Annotated in this window: 18 protein-coding genes and 1 pseudogene; 17 read left to right on the forward strand and 2 right to left on the reverse strand. The window is 57.6% G+C overall.

Annotated elements, in window-relative coordinates; translation table 11 throughout:
• The first annotated feature begins 59 nt into the window (after nucleotides 1-59).
• From IV109_RS12220 to IV109_RS12255, 8 genes are all read left to right on the forward strand, one after another.
• Nucleotides 60-983 (forward strand): class I SAM-dependent methyltransferase, encoded by a 924-nt coding sequence (locus IV109_RS12220; RefSeq protein WP_296696771.1) that lies wholly within the window; start codon nucleotides 60-62, stop codon nucleotides 981-983.
• Nucleotides 980-2,134, forward strand: a complete 1,155-nt coding sequence (locus IV109_RS12225) for a glycosyltransferase family A protein (protein WP_296696773.1) — start codon at nucleotides 980-982, stop codon at nucleotides 2,132-2,134. Before IV109_RS12220 ends, IV109_RS12225 begins: the two co-directional genes overlap by 4 nt.
• 2 nt (nucleotides 2,135-2,136) lie before the next feature.
• Nucleotides 2,137-3,240: a hypothetical protein gene (locus IV109_RS12230; protein WP_296696776.1), complete on the forward strand. Its 1,104-nt coding sequence runs from the start codon at nucleotides 2,137-2,139 to the stop codon at nucleotides 3,238-3,240.
• Between the two features lie 254 nt (nucleotides 3,241-3,494).
• Entirely contained in the window at nucleotides 3,495-5,021 is a 1,527-nt protein-coding gene (locus IV109_RS12235; protein ID WP_296696778.1) for a hypothetical protein, read from the forward strand.
• Nucleotides 5,022-5,027: 6 nt separating this feature from the next.
• The gene (gene asnB / locus IV109_RS12240; RefSeq protein WP_296696781.1) at nucleotides 5,028-7,016 is read left to right on the forward strand and encodes an asparagine synthase (glutamine-hydrolyzing); all 1,989 of its coding nucleotides are present in this window, start codon (nucleotides 5,028-5,030) and stop codon (nucleotides 7,014-7,016) included.
• Nucleotides 7,013-8,167, forward strand: coding sequence for a glycosyltransferase family 4 protein (locus IV109_RS12245; protein WP_296696784.1), 1,155 nt, complete (start codon nucleotides 7,013-7,015; stop codon nucleotides 8,165-8,167). Before asnB ends, IV109_RS12245 begins: the two co-directional genes overlap by 4 nt.
• Before the next feature lie 34 nt (nucleotides 8,168-8,201).
• Nucleotides 8,202-9,152, forward strand: coding sequence for an SDR family oxidoreductase (locus IV109_RS12250; RefSeq protein ID WP_296696787.1), 951 nt, complete (start codon nucleotides 8,202-8,204; stop codon nucleotides 9,150-9,152).
• Nucleotides 9,149-9,709, forward strand: coding sequence for a sugar transferase (locus IV109_RS12255; RefSeq protein WP_296696789.1), 561 nt, complete (start codon nucleotides 9,149-9,151; stop codon nucleotides 9,707-9,709). The genes IV109_RS12250 and IV109_RS12255 overlap by 4 nt, the downstream gene beginning before the upstream one ends.
• Before the next feature lie 85 nt (nucleotides 9,710-9,794).
• Here IV109_RS12255 and IV109_RS12260 read toward each other — a convergent pair whose 3' ends face one another.
• The gene (locus IV109_RS12260) at nucleotides 9,795-10,673 is read right to left on the reverse strand and encodes a crotonase/enoyl-CoA hydratase family protein (RefSeq protein ID WP_296696791.1); all 879 of its coding nucleotides are present in this window, start codon (nucleotides 10,671-10,673) and stop codon (nucleotides 9,795-9,797) included.
• Nucleotides 10,674-10,885: 212 nt separating this feature from the next.
• On the opposite strand from IV109_RS12260, the gene IV109_RS12265 reads away from it, so the two are divergent.
• From IV109_RS12265 to IV109_RS12305, 9 genes and pseudogenes are all read left to right on the forward strand, one after another.
• Nucleotides 10,886-11,908: a sulfate ABC transporter substrate-binding protein gene (locus IV109_RS12265; protein ID WP_296696792.1), complete on the forward strand. Its 1,023-nt coding sequence runs from the start codon at nucleotides 10,886-10,888 to the stop codon at nucleotides 11,906-11,908.
• A 41-nt stretch (nucleotides 11,909-11,949) separates the two neighbouring features.
• A complete protein-coding gene (ssuE, locus tag IV109_RS12270; protein WP_296696795.1) occupies nucleotides 11,950-12,540 on the forward strand; it encodes an NADPH-dependent FMN reductase in 591 nt (196 codons plus the stop codon).
• Between the two features lie 105 nt (nucleotides 12,541-12,645).
• The gene (locus tag IV109_RS12275) at nucleotides 12,646-13,608 is read left to right on the forward strand and encodes a sulfonate ABC transporter substrate-binding protein (RefSeq protein ID WP_296696796.1); all 963 of its coding nucleotides are present in this window, start codon (nucleotides 12,646-12,648) and stop codon (nucleotides 13,606-13,608) included.
• A 22-nt stretch (nucleotides 13,609-13,630) separates the two neighbouring features.
• On the forward strand, nucleotides 13,631-14,665 hold the full coding sequence (locus IV109_RS12280; protein WP_296696799.1) for a sulfonate ABC transporter substrate-binding protein: 1,035 nt from the start codon (nucleotides 13,631-13,633) through the stop codon (nucleotides 14,663-14,665).
• 34 nt (nucleotides 14,666-14,699) lie between these two features.
• Entirely contained in the window at nucleotides 14,700-15,863 is a 1,164-nt protein-coding gene (gene ssuD / locus IV109_RS12285) for an FMNH2-dependent alkanesulfonate monooxygenase (protein ID WP_296696801.1), read from the forward strand.
• Between the two features lie 10 nt (nucleotides 15,864-15,873).
• Nucleotides 15,874-16,776: an aliphatic sulfonate ABC transporter permease SsuC gene (ssuC, locus tag IV109_RS12290; RefSeq protein ID WP_296696803.1), complete on the forward strand. Its 903-nt coding sequence runs from the start codon at nucleotides 15,874-15,876 to the stop codon at nucleotides 16,774-16,776.
• Between the two features lie 72 nt (nucleotides 16,777-16,848).
• Nucleotides 16,849-17,679 carry an ATP-binding cassette domain-containing protein gene (locus IV109_RS12295; protein WP_296696805.1) on the forward strand — a complete coding sequence of 277 codons (831 nt, stop codon included), beginning with the start codon at nucleotides 16,849-16,851 and terminating at the stop codon, nucleotides 17,677-17,679.
• A 45-nt stretch (nucleotides 17,680-17,724) separates the two neighbouring features.
• Entirely contained in the window at nucleotides 17,725-17,940 is a 216-nt protein-coding gene (locus tag IV109_RS12300; protein WP_296696807.1) for a TOBE domain-containing protein, read from the forward strand.
• Nucleotides 17,931-18,134, forward strand: a pseudogene (locus tag IV109_RS12305) (hypothetical protein); the annotation flags it as partial. The gene IV109_RS12300 and the pseudogene IV109_RS12305, both read left to right, overlap by 10 nt.
• 39 nt (nucleotides 18,135-18,173) lie before the next feature.
• Here IV109_RS12305 and IV109_RS12310 read toward each other — a convergent pair.
• Entirely contained in the window at nucleotides 18,174-19,709 is a 1,536-nt protein-coding gene (locus IV109_RS12310; protein WP_296696809.1) for a GMC family oxidoreductase N-terminal domain-containing protein, read from the reverse strand.
• Between the last annotated feature and the right edge of the window lie 31 nt (nucleotides 19,710-19,740).

Here is a 19,740-nt window from a genome sequence, read left to right on the forward strand (position 1 = left end):
AGATTGCGATATGTTCGTCGATGCCTTGACGGCAATGAGCTGTCCCTTGGAATCTAAGCATGTCGCCTATCCAAGAAGCTCCAGTAGCGCGAAGTCAGTCTCGATCTTGTCCGCTTTGTAGCGGCAAGGCCGAGGTTCTATTTGCTGCCACGGACGAGAATCACCACGTTTCGCAAATACCTTACACATACTTGAAATGTCGGGGTTGTAACGGCATCTTTCTCGAAAATCCACCAGTTGATTTGGGGCGTTACTACCGCAGTGATTACTACGCGATTCCAAGCTTTGAGCAGCTTCAGAAAGTAGCCGACAAGGATCACAACAAGATTGATACTGTACGGCGGTTCGTAACGGAGGGCCGGCTGCTTGAGGTGGGCCCAGCCTTTGGTGTGTTCGCTTGGCAAGCCAAGCAAGTTGGTTTCGTGGTGGATGTTATCGAAATGGATGCTCGCTGCTGTGCGTATCTTCAAGGCACATTGGGCGTTAACGTCACGCAGAGCGGAGATCCGCAGGAAGCCATCAAAGCGCTCCCCCCGCACGATGTCATTGCTATCTGGCATGTGCTTGAACATCTTGCAGATCCATATGCATTCCTAAGTTCAGCCGCAGCGAACCTGAAACCTGGAGGGATTTTGGTGATTGCGATGCCCAATCCTGATGCCTGGCAGTTTAAGGTCATGGGCCGGCATTGGCCGCATCTCGATGCGCCGCGGCATTTGTTTCTAATCCCCGAGGTCACGATGACAAGGCTCGCCGCCCAAGTTGGTCTGAAGAAGTTGTTTTTGACCAGCGACGACAGTGATGCCAAAAGTTGGAATCGCTTCGGCTGGCAACGTCTCTTGATGAACAGGTTTAGCAGTAAGTTTATGCAGCGCGTTATGTTTGTGCTGGGCTATGGCATCAGTCTTTTCTTTGCAGCTCTCGATCGCCAAGGTTTCAATGGTAGTGCTTATACGATAATCTTCAGGAAAAATGAGCCATGAAATTCTCTGTATTGCTCCCGACGCGCAACGGCGGCGCTTTTCTCGAAAATTGTATTCGCTCCATTCTTGAGCAGGGCTATGAAGATATGGAATTGGTCATTTCGGACAATGCCAATACCGATCAGACTCCGCAAATCATTCGGCAATTCATTAGCGATCCACGGGTCAAGACATTGAGGCTTGAAGCGCCAGTTTCCGTTACCGATAATTGGAACAGTGCGCTTTCCGCCTCGTCGGGAGACTATGTCCTCATGATGGGAGATGACGACTATCTGCTTCCCGGGTATTTTTCGCGCATGGAGCGCCTCCTCGATAAATACAACCAGCCCGACTGTGTTGTGCATAACGCTTACTCGTACGTTGCGCCAGGCTCAATTGCAGACAACCAGCAAAGTTTTTACAGCGAAGCTCATTTTCAATTCGGACCGGACCTTATGGCTGAGAGCATGCTGACGCGGGAGCAACGTTTTGGCATTGTTCACGACATGTTCAATTTCAAGGTGCGTATTCCGTTGAACATGCAGACAACACTTGTTTCCCGCAAAGCCTTTGCTAGGGTGGGCGGGGGGTTGTTTCAAAAACCTTTTCCTGATCATTACGCACTCAACGCATTGTTGCTAACTGCGGACAAGTGGATATTCTCGCCCGAGCGGCTGCTGGTTGTGGGTGTTTCGCCAAAGTCATTTGGACACTACGTCTACAGCAACAAGCAGGCCAGCGGCCTGAGTTATTTGGGCATTGACGCCGATTTCCAAGGGCGCTTGCCAGGAAACGAATTGATGAACGGGATGCATGTCTGGCTGGTGCTTCTCAAGCAGAACTATTCAGAGTTGCTCAAGCGTGTGGAGATTGACCGTGCTGGGTACGTGCGCCGTCAGTTCTATTCCTGGTTTATGCAACGCAAACTCGGCGCCATCACTGCAAGGGATCTGCTGCGCAACCTCGGATTGTTAACCTTCTCCGACTGGAGTGGGCTGGCTGCCACCGTTTTTGACCGTGCCAGTTGGGTGCGCTTGAAGCGGGTGCTTGCCATGAATTCGAAGCAAAGCGGTGCGGAGATTCAATGGCAATCGTTACAGGCTTTGGAAGGTGTGACGGACATACGCCAATTCGAGCATTGGCTGGCTGAGCGTAACTCGGTCGTTCATTGACGATGGAGTCTTCACTTGCTGACGGTCTTTCCGGCTTACGCATTGGTTATGTGCCATATAGCGATTCGCTAGATCGGCCAGGAGATCGACGCCGCTTCGTTTTTTACGCCAAAAAACGAGGTATTGAGTTTGAGATAGCGGATCCGGAGAAGGACTACGATCTGGTCGTACTGTCGGCGCGCGCCGACATCAGCCGATGGAGCCGTTATGCGAAGGGGAAAGTAGTGTATGACCTTATTGATTCCTATCTCGCGATCCCGCGTACGGATTTCAAGGGGCTATTCCGAGGTGTGTTCAAATTTTTGTCTGGACAAAGCCGATATCTACAGCTTGATTACTGGAAGGCCATAAGTGGGATGTGCGCACGTGCTGATGCCGTAGTGTGTTCCACAGAAGAGCAGCGGCGAGACATTCAGAAGTATTGCACGAATGCTCATATTATTCTGGATGCACACACAAGCGTAACGCGCACGATCAAAGTCGACTACAGTGTTGAGTCAGATCGACCTTTTCGGCTTGTCTGGGAAGGCCTGCCCCACACTCTCGGTTCACTGGAGCTAATAGCACCAGTCTTGGAAAAGTTGCGCGAGCAGTACCCGATAGAAATGCACATTGTCACAGATAGAGAGTACTTTCGGTATATGGGGCAATATGGAAAGGCCAGCACAATCGAGACGGTGCAACGCTTCTTGCCTGAAGTGCGGTTTCACGAATGGACGGAAGCGGATTGTGCTGACATCATTTGTTCGTGCGATTTGGCGGTGATACCCTTGTCTTTGATCGATCCCTTTGCTGCTGGCAAGCCGGAGAATAAACTGCTTCTCTTCTGGCGCATGGCTATGCCGGTCGTGACGTCTGCCTCGCCAGCGTATGCGCGCGCCATGCGGGCGGCGGGGCTGAATTACACAGCAATCGATCAAGCTGGCTGGTTGATCATGATTGAGCAGCTTCTTGGCGATGAGGCTGCCCGCCGCCAGGCCGGTACCTTGGGCAGGGCATACGCTGACAGCGAGTTTTCCGAGGCGAGTCTGCTGGCTCGCTGGGACACAGTTTTTTCCTCGATTGGCTTTTCCTTCGGCCAGCAGAATCTCTTTGCCGGAGATTGAAGCGGGTGCAGTTTTTGAGAATGTTAGTGTAGAACGGACTTGCACTCACTCCTGGTTCCATTGCTTAGTTCGTTAAAATCCATTGAGTACATAGCTCCGCAGCGAAGGACAAGCCCCGCTGTCTGAAAGGTGAAAGATTTGAAAGTCGTGACTCTTGTGCACCTGCACCTCCCATTCAACTTGGTTGGGCGAATTGGAATTGCTGACTGCCTTAAATTTACTGAAGCGGCCGGTAGGGCGGTGGAGCGTTGTCGTTGAATGCACTGAATCACAAAGCGCGGCTTCTCACTCTCAAAGTTTGGGTTGTCCTATTCTTATATGCACTGTTCGCAGGGCTTGCTCTTCAGGTCTTGATCCTTCCGCATATTTTCCCGCAGTTGCATGCGGGAAATGGCTTGCTTATTGGGCGTGATTGGGTGGGCTTTCATGAGCAGGCTGTTGTGCATGCCCAGAAAGTTATTCTGGGTGGATGGGGGGAATTTCTATTGAGGCCTGACGGCGACAACTCCATCACCGGCGTCGCCTCATTTTTCTACGTAGTGTTCGGTCCGTACCCTTGGGTGCTTCTGCCACTCAATGCCGTGATGTTCGCCACAGGCGGAGTGGCCCTCTTTTCATTGCTTTTGCATCTTGATTTGGAGGAGAACGAAGCCCTCATTGCAATGCTTCCTTACCTAGTATTCCCGTCGGCTTTGCTGCAGTATGGACAAATTCACAAGGATGTTTTTTGTACGGCGGGCGTGCTCGTCATACTTTGGAGCTGGGTTGGCTTACTGCATTCGGAGCGAAAGCCTAAATACATCCTTCCAATGCTTGTGGCCAATGCGCTTGCGCTTGTCGTTGTGTCAGTGTTCCGTCCCTATTTCATGTACCCATTTTTGGGCTTTGGAATGCTCTTGCTATTCTGGCATGTCGCTAGAATTGCTTGGCAGATTTTCATGACTAACACGGCAAGATCACAGGTGCCGGATCGTGTCTCACTCAGGTTCAACCTTGGATCGCTTGCCATTCTCATAGTGCTCAATCTTTCCGTGTACCTAATGAGCATCAACCAGCTGGACATGAAGCTGCGACCAATTTCAGCCAACGGCAAAGTGAGCGATATCACTATTCCGGTTTTTAGCTGGAAATCCAACGCAGACGTTCGCAGTGCAGATGCGGCTTATGTATTCTCAGATACTGCAAAAGCTGCCAGCGCATTACGAGTCAATGCTGTCATTGAATGTCGCCCTGTTGTCATACTCAAAGACGGGGCCTTCTTCGAAAACATGGTGAATAGGGCGTTCCTCAAGATTGCTGTCGCCCGCGCGGGTTTCACCAGTTCCGGCGGAACGACTGCTGCAAGCAATATTGACAAAAACGTCGACTTTTGTAAGAACGAAGATTTGATTAACTACATTCCACGGGCCGTTCAGATTGCATTGTTTGCGCCGTTCCCTACGAGCTGGCTAAATGTTGAGAAACGCAATTCAAGTCCTGTGGAGATATACATTTCGGCGGTGGAGATGTTCTATTGTTACATTGCCTATGTTGGCCTGTTTTACTGGCTAATCAGCTACAAGCGTTGGAAAGTTAGCCTGCTCATTCCTGTCTCCTTCGCTTTCGGAATCATGCTGCTCATGGGCCTGACCGTGGCCAACGTGGGCACGCTGTATCGGATGCGATTCCCATTTCTTATGATTTTTGTGAGCATCGGTATGGCTGGCATTCTGCAGCTTGCAAAAATCACTCCGCGATGGATCCAGTCTCTTGATTCAACCCCCAACCATTCCCAGGGCTAAGCACTGATGTGTGGATTGGCGGGCTTTCTTTCCTTCAGGCAATCCGACTCTGCGGATCGTCTACTAAGGGCAATGGCAGCGCCCATCACCCATAGGGGGCCAGATGCAGCCGGCTACTGGCACGACGACGTTGCTGGTGTAGGGTTGGCTCACCGTCGCTTATCGGTTCTTGATTTGTCCGAAGCGGGTCATCAGCCCATGCAGTCGCCTCGTGGGCGTTTTGTCATCGTTTTTAATGGGGAAATCTACAATCACCACGACATTAGAAATAGCATTAATGCGTTGCCTTCTGGCATGCATACTTGGCGCGGTCATTCGGATACCGAGACGTTGCTGACGGGTTTTGAGAAGCTCGGCGTGGAAGCGACTGTCGCGATGAGCGTTGGCATGTTCGCCTTTGCGCTTTGGGATCGAGAAACAAGCACCCTAACGTTAGGTCGCGATAGGCTCGGTGAAAAGCCTTTGTACTATGGCTGGCAAGGCGACACATTTTTGTTCGGCTCCGAACTCAAGGCAATGCGCGGGCATCCCGCATTCACGGCCACGATCGACCGTGGCTCACTAAGTCTTTTCCTGCGGCACGGCTATATTCCTGCCCCCTATTCAATTTATGCGGGCATCGCAAAACTGCCCCCTGGCAGCCTGTTGGTTGTTTCACGGCAGCAGCGCGAGTCGGCCATATCCCGCTATTGGTCCGCTACAGCAGTGGCAGAAAACGGGGTTGCAAATTGTTATGCGGGCCCAATTGAACACGCGGTGGACGAGCTTGAAGTCCTGCTCAGGAATGCCGTGGGTCAACAAATGGTTGCGGACGTACCGCTTGGGGCCTTCTTATCGGGCGGGGTAGACTCGTCCACCATTGTGGCTTTGATGCAGACACAATCCTCGCGACCGGTAAAAACTTTTACCATTGGATTCCACGAACAAGGGTACAACGAAGCTGAACATGCCATGGCTGTAGCGAAACACTTGGGTACCGAACACACCGAGCACTATGTGACGGCCCAGGAAGCATTGGCAATTATTGAACGATTGCCTGCGTTGTACGATGAGCCATTTGCTGATTCATCTCAGATCCCGACATTTCTTGTTTCTCAACTGGCACGCCATCATGTGACGGTATCACTTTCGGGAGATGGCGGCGATGAGCTGTTTTGTGGCTACAACCGATACCAGCTCACGCAAAAGCTCTGGCGCAAGCTTTCATTTGTGCCACTACCAGCGCGCAGGTTACTGGCGTTGGCGATAACGAGTGTTTCACCCGATGCCTGGAATTGGATGGCGAACGCTGCAGATTCTTTTTTGCCAAAGGCATTGCGCATCGCACAACTTGGTGACAAGCTGCACAAAGGGGCAGGGGTAATTGCAAGTGAGTCGGCCGATGATCTGTACTTAGGTCTTGTTTCCCAGTGGCAAGATCCCTCGTCGGTTGTTATTGGTGGCCCTGAACCATCAACACTTCTCCATGGCAATACGCCAGCATTGAACGGGCTTAGCGACGTAGAACGAATGATGGCGCTGGACTTGCTCACCTATTTGCCCGACGACATCCTCACGAAGGTAGATCGCGCCGCCATGGGTGCATCCTTGGAGACACGCGTCCCATTTCTTGATCACCGCGTGGTCGAATGGGCGTGGCGCTTGCCGCTAGGAATGAAGATGCGGGAGGGCCAAAGCAAGTGGCTATTGCGGCAAGTACTTCATCGACACGTCCCTCGTGAACTGATTGAACGACCCAAAGTGGGGTTCGGCGTGCCGATAGATGCTTGGCTTCGAGGACCTTTGCGCACATGGGCCGAAGCATTGCTAGACGAATCGCGACTTGTGAAAGAAGGATACTTTCATCCGGCACAAATTCGGCAAAAGTGGGAGGAGCATCTGTCGGGTTACCGGAATTGGCAACATCAGCTATGGAACATTTTGATGTTTCAAGCATGGCTGGAGTCCCAAGGCGACCTGACTAAAACGCCAGGAACACTGCGGATGGCATCATGATTCCCAAACACTCAGCAAAAGGGCGCAAGAAGCTACTTTTTCTTGTTACAGAAGATTGGTACTTTTGTTCACATCGTTTGCCCCCGGCGCGTGCAGCGCAGGCTGCAGGATACGATATTGTTGTCGCTACGCGGGTCGAACGAAAGGGTGCTGAGATCTTGGACCAAGGGTTCAAGCTAGTGCCAATTGGCTTACGCCGCAAGAGCCGAAACCCCTTTCGTGAATTAGGCGCCATCGCTGAGATTGTGCAACTCTACTGGCGCGAACGCCCCGATATCGTTCATCATGTTGCGCTGAAGCCTGTGCTCTACGGCTCCCTAGCAGCACTAATCGCTCATCGGCCGGTCGTGGTCAACGCTCTCGCCGGAATGGGTTTTCTTTTCACATCCAGTCAACGCTCTGCAACCCTACTTCGCGCCGTCGTCTCGCAGGTTTTCAAAGTCTTGCTCAATGCCGGTCGCAATGTGCTGATCCTGCAGAATCGCGACGACGCAGCACTTCTGGTTACGAACGGCCTCGTTGCGTCATCACGGGTTCGGCTAATTCGAGGGTCAGGTGTCGATATACAACGATTTAGGGCATCGCATGAGCGCGAAGGTACGCCGCTGGTCATGCTACCGTCGCGCATGCTTTGGGATAAAGGTGTCGGAGAATTTGTCGCCGCGGTCAGTATGCTGCGCGCACGCGGCATTGTTTCGGCACGTTTTGTTCTCGTGGGCGATGGCGATGGTGATAACCCAGCATCGATCTCGGATGAACAATTGCAAGCATGGACTGACAGTGGGGTGGTTGAGTGCTGGGGGCGCTGCAACGACATGCCTGCTGCTTTCGCAAAAGCCCACATCGTTTGCTTGCCCTCTTACCGCGAAGGACTGCCCAAGGTATTGCTTGAAGCCGCCGCGTGTTCACGTGCCCTCATTGCAACCGATGTACCGGGTTGTCGTGAGATTGTGCATCACGGCAAAACCGGCTTGCTTGTCCCGCCACGCAACGCAGCACTGCTCGCTGACGCCATCGAATTATTACTTGGCAACCCCGACCTAAGACAGAGGATGGGAACAGCAGGTCGGCACTTGGTCGAAGCGGAGTTTTCCGATACTAAGGTGGCACAGGAGACCCTCGCCGTTTACGATGAAATGTGTACCAGATGAACCTTGATATTAGCGAGGGCTGGAGTATGTGGCCGTGAATGCGCGCGTACTGGTGACAGGGGCCTCAGGGTTTGTCGGGCAACACCTGACGGCAACTCTGAAGGCCTTGGATCGGGATGTTCGCGCTGCGGTCCGGACAGAGGCAAGTGGCCTGATGTGCGAATCCGTCATCGTTGGCGACCTCAACGCCGTAACCGATTGGCGATCAGCCTTACGTAGCATTGAGGTTGTCGTTCATCTCGCCGCCCGTGTACACGTAATGCATGACACTGCCGGGGATCCGCTTGCAGCATTTCGCAAAACCAATGTGGAGGGCACCCTGCACTTAGCCAGTCAGGCTGCGGCTGCAGGTGTGAAACGTTTTGTGTTTTTGAGCTCAGTCAAGGTGAATGGTGAGAGCACAAAGCCAGGCCAAGGATTTACCGAAACGGATGTCCCGAAGCCAGAAGATGCTTATGGCCTGAGCAAGAGCGAAGCGGAGGTGGGTTTGATAAAACTCGGTCTGGAAACGGGCATGCAAATCGTCATCATTCGGCCACCGCTGGTGTATGGTCCTAACGTAAAAGCCAATTTTGCGGCACTTTTGCGGACGGTACAGCGCGGCTGGCCCCTACCTCTAGGAGCGGTACACAATCAGCGCAGTCTGGTTGCGTTGGAAAATTTGGTAGATTTCATTGTGACTTGCATGGATCATCCGCTGGCAGCCAATCAGACCTTTTTAGTGAGTGATGGCCACGACCTCTCCATAACTGAATTGATTCAAGAAATCGCACGGGCGGCCGGAGTCACCGCCCGCTTGATCCCAGTACCAACGTGGACCCTGCGAGCGGGGGCTGCCGTGCTGGGCAAAACCAGGGCCATTCAACGTCTGTGCGGCAATTTACAAGTGGATATTTCCAAAGCCAACAAACTTTTAGGTTGGGCGCCTCCAATTTCGGTGCACGAGGGCTTGCTTCGAACGGTCAAACGATTGGTGAACACATGAAGAGACTGTTCGATCTGGCGCTAGTGGGCGTGTTGGGCCCATTCCTGCTAGTACCTATAGTGTTGGTCGCTCTATTGGTACGTCTTACATCCCGGGGTCCAGTTTTGTATTGGTCCGATCGGATCGGGCGTGAGAACTTGATTTTTAGAATGCCCAAGTTCCGTAGTATGCGAATAGGCACACCCGCAGTTGCGACACATTTATTAAGTAATCCCGACAGTTATCTGACACCGATCGGTAGTTTCTTACGTAAGAGCAGCTTAGATGAATTGCCCCAACTTTGGAGTATTCTAAAAGGCGAGATGAGTTTTGTCGGGCCCCGGCCCGCACTGTTTAACCAGTACGATCTGATTGAATTAAGAACCCATCACGGCGTACATAAGCTACGTCCAGGCTTGACCGGATGGGCTCAGATCAATGGCCGCGATGAATTGCCGATTCCCACAAAAGTGGCAATGGATGTTGAGTACCTTCATAGGCAGTCATTCTGGCTAGACTTACGAATCATCGTTTTGACAGGAGTTAAAGTCTTGAAACGGGACAATGTGGCTCATTGACAATGCCCTTGATCCCAATTCAATCTACAGGTCTGGATTGATTGCAAACGGTTTCGGATGATTTATGCTCCTTCAGGCCTGCCCCTCACGCCCACCAGGGATAGAACGACGGCATCTCAGAAGCCTTGCCCTTGAAAGCGGCATCGCGCTTTTCCCGGAAGGCCTGCACACCCTCCTTGCCGTCGCCGATGCTGGTGTAGAACATGGCCAGCGAGTCCACCTGGTGCGCGGCTATCGGATGCGGCTGCGCCGAGTTGCGGTACATCATCTGCCGTGTCAGGGCGATGCCAACGGGTGAGCGCTCTTTGGCAATGCGCCGGGCGATCTTCAGGGCCTCTTCGACCAATTGCTCCGCCGGCACCACGGCCTTGACCAGGCGACCGCGCAGGGCTTCCTGGGCGTCGAACACATCGGCCATGTAGGTCCACTCCAGCGCCTGCGAGATGCCGACCACGCGGGGCAAAAACCAGCTCGAACAGGCTTCGGGCACGATGCCGATGCGGCCGAACACAAATCCGATACGGGCTTTTTCCGAGGCCAGGCGAATGTCCATGGGCAAGGTCATGGTGGCGCCAATGCCGACGGCAGCGCCGTTGATGGCGCCAATCACCGGCTTCTTGCAATCGTAGATGGCCAGCACCACACGCCCACCGGTGTCGCGCACACCATCGCGAATGGCGGGGTCGTCCAGGCGCAAACGCAGGTCGTCCAGGGTCGGCTGCTGGGTTTCGTCCAGACCGAACACATTGCCTTCGCTTGACAAATCCATGCCCGCGCAAAAGGCCTTGCCGGCACCGGTGACCACCACCGCGCGCACGGCATCGTCGTTGCTGGCGCGCGTGAAGGCGTCGATCAACTCATGCGCCATCTCCACGGTGAAGGAATTGAGCTGCTCGGGACGGTTGAGCTTGAGCAACAGCACACCGTCAGCGTCAACGGTGTAGTCCAGGGTGTTGTAGGTCATGGGGTATCTCATTCGAGGGGTGGAAACGGACACGGCGCCAGGCGCGCAGCTTGGTGAATTTTAGAGAGAGATCCACCACGCCAAGTCTCTTCAGGCCTCGCCTATAGATCATTCGGTTATTTAAAACTGAAAACTCAGTAGTTCCAGTTTTAAGTGATGCCTCCCAGAATTCACTTCATCGCAATTTTCAGTTTGAATTTCAGGAGTTGAACATGACCATACGCCGTCACATTTTGTCGTCCACTTTCAAGGCCGCCCTGGGCATCGCCCTGCTGGGCGCAGCGCTCACCTCGACCGCGCAGCAGGCAGTGTCCCTGCTCAATGTGTCCTATGACCCCACGCGTGAACTCTACGTCGAGTTCAACGCCGCCTTCACCAAACACTGGAAGGCCAAGACCGGCCAGGATGTGACCATCAAGCAATCGCATGGCGGCTCGGGCAAGCAGGCCCGCTCGGTGATCGATGGGCTGGACGCCGACGTGGTGACCCTGGCCTTAGGGGGCGACGTGGACGCGCTGGTCAAGAACGGCAACCTGGTCCCCGCCGACTGGCAAAAACGCCTCCCCCACAACTCGGCGCCCTACACCTCCACCATCGTGCTGGTGGTGCGCCAGGGCAACCCCAAGGGCATCAAGGATTGGGATGACCTGATCAAACCGGGGGTGAGCGTCATCACGCCCAACCCCAAGACCTCCGGCGGCGCACGCTGGAACTACCTGGCCGCCTGGGAATTTGCCAAACGCAAATTCGGCAGCGAAGCCCGGGCGAAAGAATTCGTGCAGGCCCTGTACAAGAACGTCCCCATACTGGACACCGGGGCACGCGGCTCGTCGATCACCTTCGCCCAACGCAACCAGGGCGATGTCTTCATCTCCTGGGAAAACGAGGCCCATTTGCTGGAGAAGGAGTTCAGCAGCAAGGTGGACATTGTTTACCCGTCGCTGAGCATTCTGGCCGAGCCGCCTGTGACCGTGGTCGACAAGAACGTGGAGCGCAAGGGCACCCGCGCCGTGGCACAGGCCTATCTGGAGTACCTGTACACCGATGAAGGCCAGGACATCGCCGGCAAGAACTTCTACCGCCCGATCTCCCCCAAGGCGCAGGCCAAGTACGCCGCCAAGTTGCCCAAGCTCAACCTGTTCAGCATCGACCAGGCCTTCGGCGGCTGGGCCAAAGCCGACAAAGACCATTTTGCGGACGGCGGCAGCTTTGACCAGATCTACCTGAAGAAGTAAACACCACCGCTGTCACACACCGATCCACCAGGGAGAAAAACATGACTGTCTTGCTTGTCGCGGGTAGCCCGTCGGAAAAATCACGCTCTGCAGCGTTGCTGGACGCGGTGCAGCAGCGCCTGCACCAGCGCGGCGCCCACGTGGAGCGTCTGCAAATCCGGGACCTGTCACCCCAGGCCTTGATACTGGCGGACTTCGGAAACCGAAGCATCAGCCACGCCATCGGACGCGTCGCGGCAGCCGATGTGCTGGTGGTGGCCACTCCGGTTTACAAGGCGGCTTACAGCGGCGTGCTCAAGGTCTTTCTGGACCTGCTGCCGCAAACCGCGCTGGAAGGCAAGACCGTGCTGCCCCTGGCCACGGGCGGCAGTCCGCACCATATGCTGGCACTGGACTATGCCCTGCGTCCCGTCTTGCAGTCCCTGGGGGCCAAGCAGATCCTGCCGGGCATCTATGCCACGGACTCGCAAGTGACGCTCACGCCCGAAGGCACTTACCAGGTCAGCGATGAGATTGGTGTGCGGCTCGATGCAGCGGTGAATACCCTGATCACCGAAACCCTGCGTCCGGTGCTGACACCCGCCCATCAGTTGACGTCCGTGCCGTTCTCGCAAGTGCGATGTAGCGTGTAAGCACCACCGCCCGCCTGAACACGGCGGACTCCCTCTTTACCCATTTTTTAAACCGCGCTTGCGGCAAGGGACAAGCCTTGCCCGCGGACCACGAAAGACATTGCCATGACACATATTTCTACATTCAACCGCCGCCAGATTCTTGCCGCTGCTGCGGCCGCCACCGCGCTAAGCTCCACCGGACTGGCACTGGCACAGACGCCCAGGCGCGTGCTGCGCATCGGCCACCAAAAGGGCTGGCTGTCGATTCTCAAAGGTCGCGGCACGCTGGAAAAGCGCCTCAGTACGCTGGGCGTGAGCATCACCTGGACCGAATTCAACGCCGGCCCGGTGCAACTCGAAGCGCTCAACGTCGGCGCCATTGACTTTGGCGACGTGGGCGAGGCGCCCCCGATCTTTGCCCAGGCCGCTGGCGCGCCCCTGGTGTATGCCGGCGCCACCGTGCCGCGGCCCAGGCTTGAGGCCATCATCGTGCCCAAAGACTCCGGTATCAAAACCGTGGCCGACCTCAAAGGCAAGCGGGTCGCCTACAACAAGGGCTCCAACGTGCAGTACTTTCTGGTCAAGCTGCTGGAAAAACACGGCCTGAAATACGGCGATGTGCAGTCCATCTTTTTGCCCCCGCCCGATGCACGCGCTGCCTTCCAGAAAGGTGCCGTGGATGCCTGGATCATCTGGGACCCCTTCTTCGCCGCGGCGCAAAAAACACTGGACGCACGCCTGCTGGCCGACGCCAGCGGGGTGGTGAACAACCGGGGCTACTACTTCACCTCGCGCGACTTCGCCACCAAAAACACCGACGTGCTGAAGATCGCCATCGAGGAAATCAACGCCATTGACACCTGGGCCTCGAAGAACCAGGCCACTGCGGCGAGCGAACTGTCCACGGTCCTGGGACTGGACAAGAGCATCACCGAGCTGTACCTGAGTCGCACGACCTACGGCACCGCACCGGTCACGCGCGCCATCCTGGCCGAACAGCAGGTGATTGCCGACACCTTTTTTGAGCTCAAGCTGATCCCGAAAAAGCTCAACCTGCTGCACGCAGCGCCTGTGGACCTGGGCTGAACGCTCAAGCCGGAGAACGAATATGACTCACTTGCAAGCCACCTTGAAAGGTACACGGCGTGAGCTTCTGCGCTTGCTGTCCGTCACCGCCGGTGTCTGGGGCCTGACAGGCCCCATCACCGCACGCAGCGCCTGGGCGCAGGGCGCCCCATCGGGCAAGGCCCCGGAACTGCTGCGCATCGGCTACCAGAAGTCCGCCGTCAATCTGGTGATTCTCAAGCAACAGGGCGCACTGGAAAAACGCTTCCCGCAAACCAAAGTCCAGTGGGTCGAGTTTCCGGCCGGACCGCAGTTGCTGGAGGCACTGGCAGTCGGTAGCCTGGAGTTCGGCCTGACCGGCGACTCCCCCCCGGTCTTTGCCCAGGCTGCCGGCAAGGACCTGGTTTACGCAGGGGCCGAACCGTCCAAGCCCGAAAGCTCGGCCATCCTGGTGCTGAAGGACTCGTCCATTCGCACGCTGGCCGAGCTCAAGGGCCGCAAGATCGCGCTGCAAAAAGGATCGAGTGCGCACTACCTGCTGGTGCGTGCCGTGGACAAGGCCGGTCTGCAATGGTCCGACATCCAGCCGATCTATCTCGCGCCCGCCGATGCGCGCGCGGCGTTCGAGCGAAAAAGCGTCGATGCCTGGGCTATTTGGGACCCGTTCTATGCAGCCACCGAGCTGGCGATCCAGCCGCGTGTGCTGACCACGGGCACTGGCCTGTCGGGCAACAACTCCTTTTACCTGGCCTCTCTCGCGCTTGCCAGGCACCATCCTGCAACGCTGGAGACGCTGTTCGAGGAACTGACGCGGGCTGACCGCTTTGCGCAGGAGCGCCGGCCCGAAGCCATCAAGCTGATCTCTGACTTCAGCGGTCTGGACGCCGGGGTGGTGAGCCTTTTTTTGCAGCGCCGTCCACGCTCGCCAGTGGCGGTGCTCACCAGCGCCATGGTGGCTGACCAGCAGCGCGTGGCCGATGCCTTTGCGCGGCTGGCGCTGATTCCCAAACCGGTCAAGGTGGCCGACATCGTCTGGCGTCCTGAAAACCAGCGCCTGGCCTCTGCCATCCGCCCCTGACACCCAACAACATCACAAGCGCACAAGGATTTTCATGAAGATATTCTGGTTCATCCCCACCCACGGCGACAGCCGCTACCTTGGCACCAGCGAAGGCGCGCGCGAGGTCAATCACGATTACCTGAAACAGGTCGCCCAGGCCGCCGACAGCCTGGGCTATGAGGGCGTTCTGATTCCCACCGGCCGCTCCTGCGAAGACCCCTGGGTGGTCGCCTCCAGCCTGCTGCCGGTCACCCAACGCCTGAAATTCCTGGTGGCAGTGCGCCCCGGCCTGCACCAGCCCAGCCTGGCCGCGCGCATGGCCGCCACATTCGACCGCCTCTCAGGGGGGCGTCTGCTGATCAACCTGGTGACCGGTGGCGATCAGACCGAGCTCGAAGGCGATGGCGTGTTCCTGGACCATGCACAGCGCTACGAACAGTCGGCCGAGTTCATCCGCATCTGGCGTGAGATTCTGGCGCGCAGCCACAACGGAGAAAGCTTTGACTTCGACGGCCAACACCTGAGCGTGAAGGGCGCCAGGCTGCTGTACCCGCCGGTCCAGCATCCCTACCCGCCGGTGTACTTTGGCGGCTCTTCGCCCGCCGCGCACGAGCTGGCGGCCGAGCAGGTCGATGCCTACCTGACCTGGGGTGAGCCCCCTGCTGAAGTCGCCAAAAAGGTGGCCGATGTTCGTGCCCGTGCCGCACGACTGGGCCGTACCGTCAAGTTCGGCATTCGCCTGCATGTGATCGTGCGCGAAACCGAAGACAAGGCCTGGCAAGCGGCTGAAGAACTGATCAGCCGCGTGGACGATGAAACCGTGATTCGCGCCCAGGCCGCCTTCTCGCGCATGGACTCGGAAGGCCAGCGCCGCATGGCCGCGCTGCACGCAGGCGGCAAGCGCCGAGCCCGCGCCGAGCTGGAGATCAGCCCCAACCTGTGGGCTGGCGTGGGCTTGGTGCGCGGTGGCGCGGGCACCGCCCTGGTGGGTGATGCCAAAACCGTGGCGGCGCGCATTCAGGAGTACGCGGCGCTGGGGCTGGACACCTTTGTGCTGTCGGGCTATCCGCATCTGGAAGAAGCCTACCGCTTTGCCGAGCTGGTGTTTCCGCTGCTGCCATTGGGCCTGCGCGAAAAGCTGTCGGGCTCACCCTTGACCGGGCCCTTTGGCGAGGTGGTCGGCAACAACTACCTGCCCCGTGCCTCGCAAAGTTGATGGAGCAAGCATGACCACACCAACCACCCCGATCCAGGAACTGCAGACCGGCCTGGCGGCATCCACCTTGCACCCTGAACAACCCTGGCCCCTGCTGAGCGATGGCATTGCGCTCAACCTGCAATGGGCCAAAATCCGGGCCGATCTGCGCGCCGCACTGCGGCAACTGCTGCCCTGGGTCGTGCCGGTGAGCCTGATCGTGGTCTGGCAGGTGGCCTCCTCCTGCGGCTGGCTATCGACCCGGGTGCTACCAGCACCGCTGGAAGTGATCCAGGCCGCCTGGACATTGACCCTGTCGGGCGAGCTCTGGACCCATGTGTCGGTGAGTGCCGGGCGTGCCTTGACCGGCCTGGCCGTCGGCGGGGGCCTGGGCCTGGCGCTGGGACTGTTGACCGGCTCGGTGCGCGTGTTCGAAACGCTGCTGGACTCCACCATCCAGATGGTGCGCAACATTCCCGCGCTGGCCATGATTCCACTGGTGATTCTGTGGTTTGGCATTGACGAGACGGCCAAGCTGTTCCTGATCGCGGTGTCGGTGTTCTTCCCGATCTACCTCAACACTTTTCACGGCATCCGCAATGTCGACCCCGGCCTGATCGAGATGGGACGCACCTATGGCCTGACGCGCTGGCAGCTTTACACGCAGATCATCCTGCCTGGTGCGCTCTCCAGCATTCTGGTGGGCTTGCGCTTCTCACTGGGTCTGGTGTGGGTGATCCTGATCGTGGCAGAAACCATTTCGGCGCAGGCCGGCATTGGCTACATGACCATGAATGCGCGTGAATTCCTGCAGACCGACATCGTGCTGGTGGGCATCCTGTTGTACGCCCTGCTGGGCAAGCTGGCCGACGTATTTGCCAAGGCGCTGGAACGCTACTGGTTGCGCTGGCATCCCGGTTACCAGGGGCAATAGGCGAAGCAATGTCCACAAATGCTACTAAATTAATAGCTAACTACGCATATTCAACGAAGGCTGGAGGCCAATTTGAGCACTGAATCCGATCTTTCTTCGCCGCGCGGCGTGTCTTTGACGCTGCAGGGTCTGACCAAGCACTATGGCGCGCGCGCGGTGCTGCGCCAAGCCGAGCTGAACATCGCGCCGGGTCAGTTTGTCGCCATCGTGGGGCGCAGTGGCTGCGGCAAAAGTACGCTGTTGCGTCTGGTGGCCGGGCTGGAGAATGCGTCGGGCGGCAGCATCCAGGTGGACAACACCGCCCTGGGCGGCTTGTCCGGCGACACCCGGATCATGTTTCAGGACGCGCGCCTGCTGCCCTGGAAACGCGTCATCGATAACGTGGCATTGGGTTTGCCCAAGGACCAGCGCGGCGCGGCGCTGGACGTGCTGGCACAGGTGGGCCTGGCGGACCGCGCCAACGACTGGCCGGCACGCCTGTCAGGCGGCCAGCGCCAGCGCGTCTCGCTCGCCCGTGCCCTGGTGCACAACCCGCGCCTGCTGTTGCTGGACGAACCTCTGGGCGCGCTGGATGCACTGACCCGCATCGAGATGCACCGGCTGATCGAGGGCCTGTGGCGCAAAAGCGGCTTCACCGCCCTGCTGGTGACGCATGACGTGCAGGAAGCCGTGGCGCTGGCGGACCGCGTGATCCTGATCGAGGACGGGCGCATTGCGCTGGACGAGACGATTGCCCTGGCACGACCCCGTTCGCATGGGGATGCGGGATTTGCTGCCGTGGAAAAACGCATTCTCGATCGCGTGCTGCAAAAGCCGGCCCCTGAAGCCCACGCGCCTGCATCCGATGCGCCAGATCGCCCATGGCCGGGCCTGCCGGTGCAGGGTCTGCGCTGGGCGATCTAGTGACTTCAATCATCTTTTTTTCAACGGACTTTCAAGGAGAAATTCATGTCCATTCAAGCCATCAACGTACGCAACCAGTTCCGCGGCAAAGTGCGCGAAATCATCCGCGGCGATGTCGTGTCCGAGGTCGATGTCGAGACCCCATGGGGCATCGTGACCTCCGTCATCACCACCCGCTCGGTGGACCAGCTGGAACTGGTGGTGGGTTCCGAGGTCGTGGCACTGGTCAAATCGACCGAAGTGTCGATCGCCAAACTCTAGGCCAACTCGAAGACCTGAAGGAAGGCGCCAGGTTCGGCATCCCCAACGACCCGACCAATGGCGGGCGCGTGCTGCTGGTGCTGCAGGACAAGGACAAGCTCTGGGTCGCCAAGCTGGTCAAGGTCTACCAGTCCGATGCGGTCCGCCAGTTTGTGCAGGCCGAGTTCAAGAGCGCGGTGGTGCCCGGCTTCTGACGCGGCTGGCTCGCACGGACGCTTCGCTGGCGCGCACCGTCATCGAACGGCGGACCGGCCCAAAAGCAGGTCGGCGGCTTTCTCGGCCACCATGATGGTGGGTACGTTGGTGTTCGCTGAAGTAATCTGTGGCATCACCGAAGCGTCCACTACACGCAAGTTGCGCAGGCCGTGGACCCTGAGTGCGGAGTCGACAACTGCATCGGTGCCAGAACCCATCCGGCAGGTTCCCACAGGATGCCACACGCAGCCACTGGTCGCCCGAACGGCGGCAACCAGGGCAGCATCGGATGTTGCATGAAGTCCCGGGGAGAGCTCCGCGTGTAGCAAGGCTGCCAAAGGCTCGGCAGCTGCGATCTGTCGGGCCATGCGAATGCCTTCGATCTGCAGCGCGACATCATCCGGATGGGTCAGGTATCCGGGATCGATAACCGGCATGTCCAAAGGATCGGCCGATCGCAGCCGGACCTGCCCTCGGCTACGCGGGCGGCATGCCTGGGCACAGATGGCCATCGCCGGCGCGTTACCACGAGCCGCCACCGTGAGCGGCAGTTGCGGGAATGTGAAAAACTGCAAGTCTGCACCGAAGTTGTTGACGGCATCCGTCCGTTTCATGAACAGACCTGCCTCCGCCAGGATGCTGGTCGGCGCTGCGGCCATCGGCTGCTTGAGGGCGAACAAGGTGGGTGTTTGGGTGTGGTCGCACAAGTTCATGCCTACCGCCGGCAGGTCATGCCGAACCGCGATACCGTGGGACTGCAACGCCGCCGGGTCACCGACGCCAGACAGCATGAGCAACTTGGGTGTGTCGATCGCTCCGGCGCTCAAGACAACTTCCTGGTTCGCATGGATACGCCGTAGCTGGGAGCCGTCCCAGATGTCGACGGCTGCAGCTCGGTCCCCTTCGAAATGGATCCGCAAAGCCCTTGCTCGCTGAATGACGCGCAAGTTAGAACGTTGCATGGCCGGCCGAAGGTAGGCCACCGCCGTGCTGCAACGCTCGCCATTTCGGATGGAGACATGGTAAAGACCCACACCCTCCATGTGATCGCCGTTGAAGTCATTGTTGGGGCGGTGCCCCGTGGCCAAGGCTGCTTGAATAAACGCTTGAGAAATGGGGCTGGGCGAAGACTGCGCAGACACCGTCAATGGTCCGTCTACGCCATGCAAGGCCGAGGCGCCCAGAAAATGGTCCTCCAAACGCATGAAATAAGGCAACACGTCCGACCATCCCCAGCCAGGGTTGCCCAGGTCTCGCCAGTGGTCGAAGTCCTGGGGGTCGCCACGCATGACGATCATTGCGTTGATGGCGCTGGTGCCGCCTAGAGTCTTACCCCGGGGATAGGGAATGCTGCGCAGACCCAGGCCCGCCTGCAGCGTGGTGGCGTAACCCCAGTTCTCAGCATCATCCCAGAGCAAGGGCCATTGGTTAGGCTGGCGCACACGTATCGACGGCGCTTCAACACCGGCTTCGATGAGCACGACCTGTCGGCTCGGGTCTTCAGACAGGCGCGCGGCCAACACGCAACCCGCTGACCCGGCTCCTACGACAACGATGTCTGCTTCTTCATGCATGACGGCCCCTTCTGTCAAGGTGGTTAAGCTG

The sequence above is a fragment of the Rhodoferax sp. genome, assembly GCF_018780565.1.
Taxonomy (GTDB): Bacteria; Pseudomonadota; Gammaproteobacteria; order Burkholderiales; family Burkholderiaceae_C; genus Rhodoferax.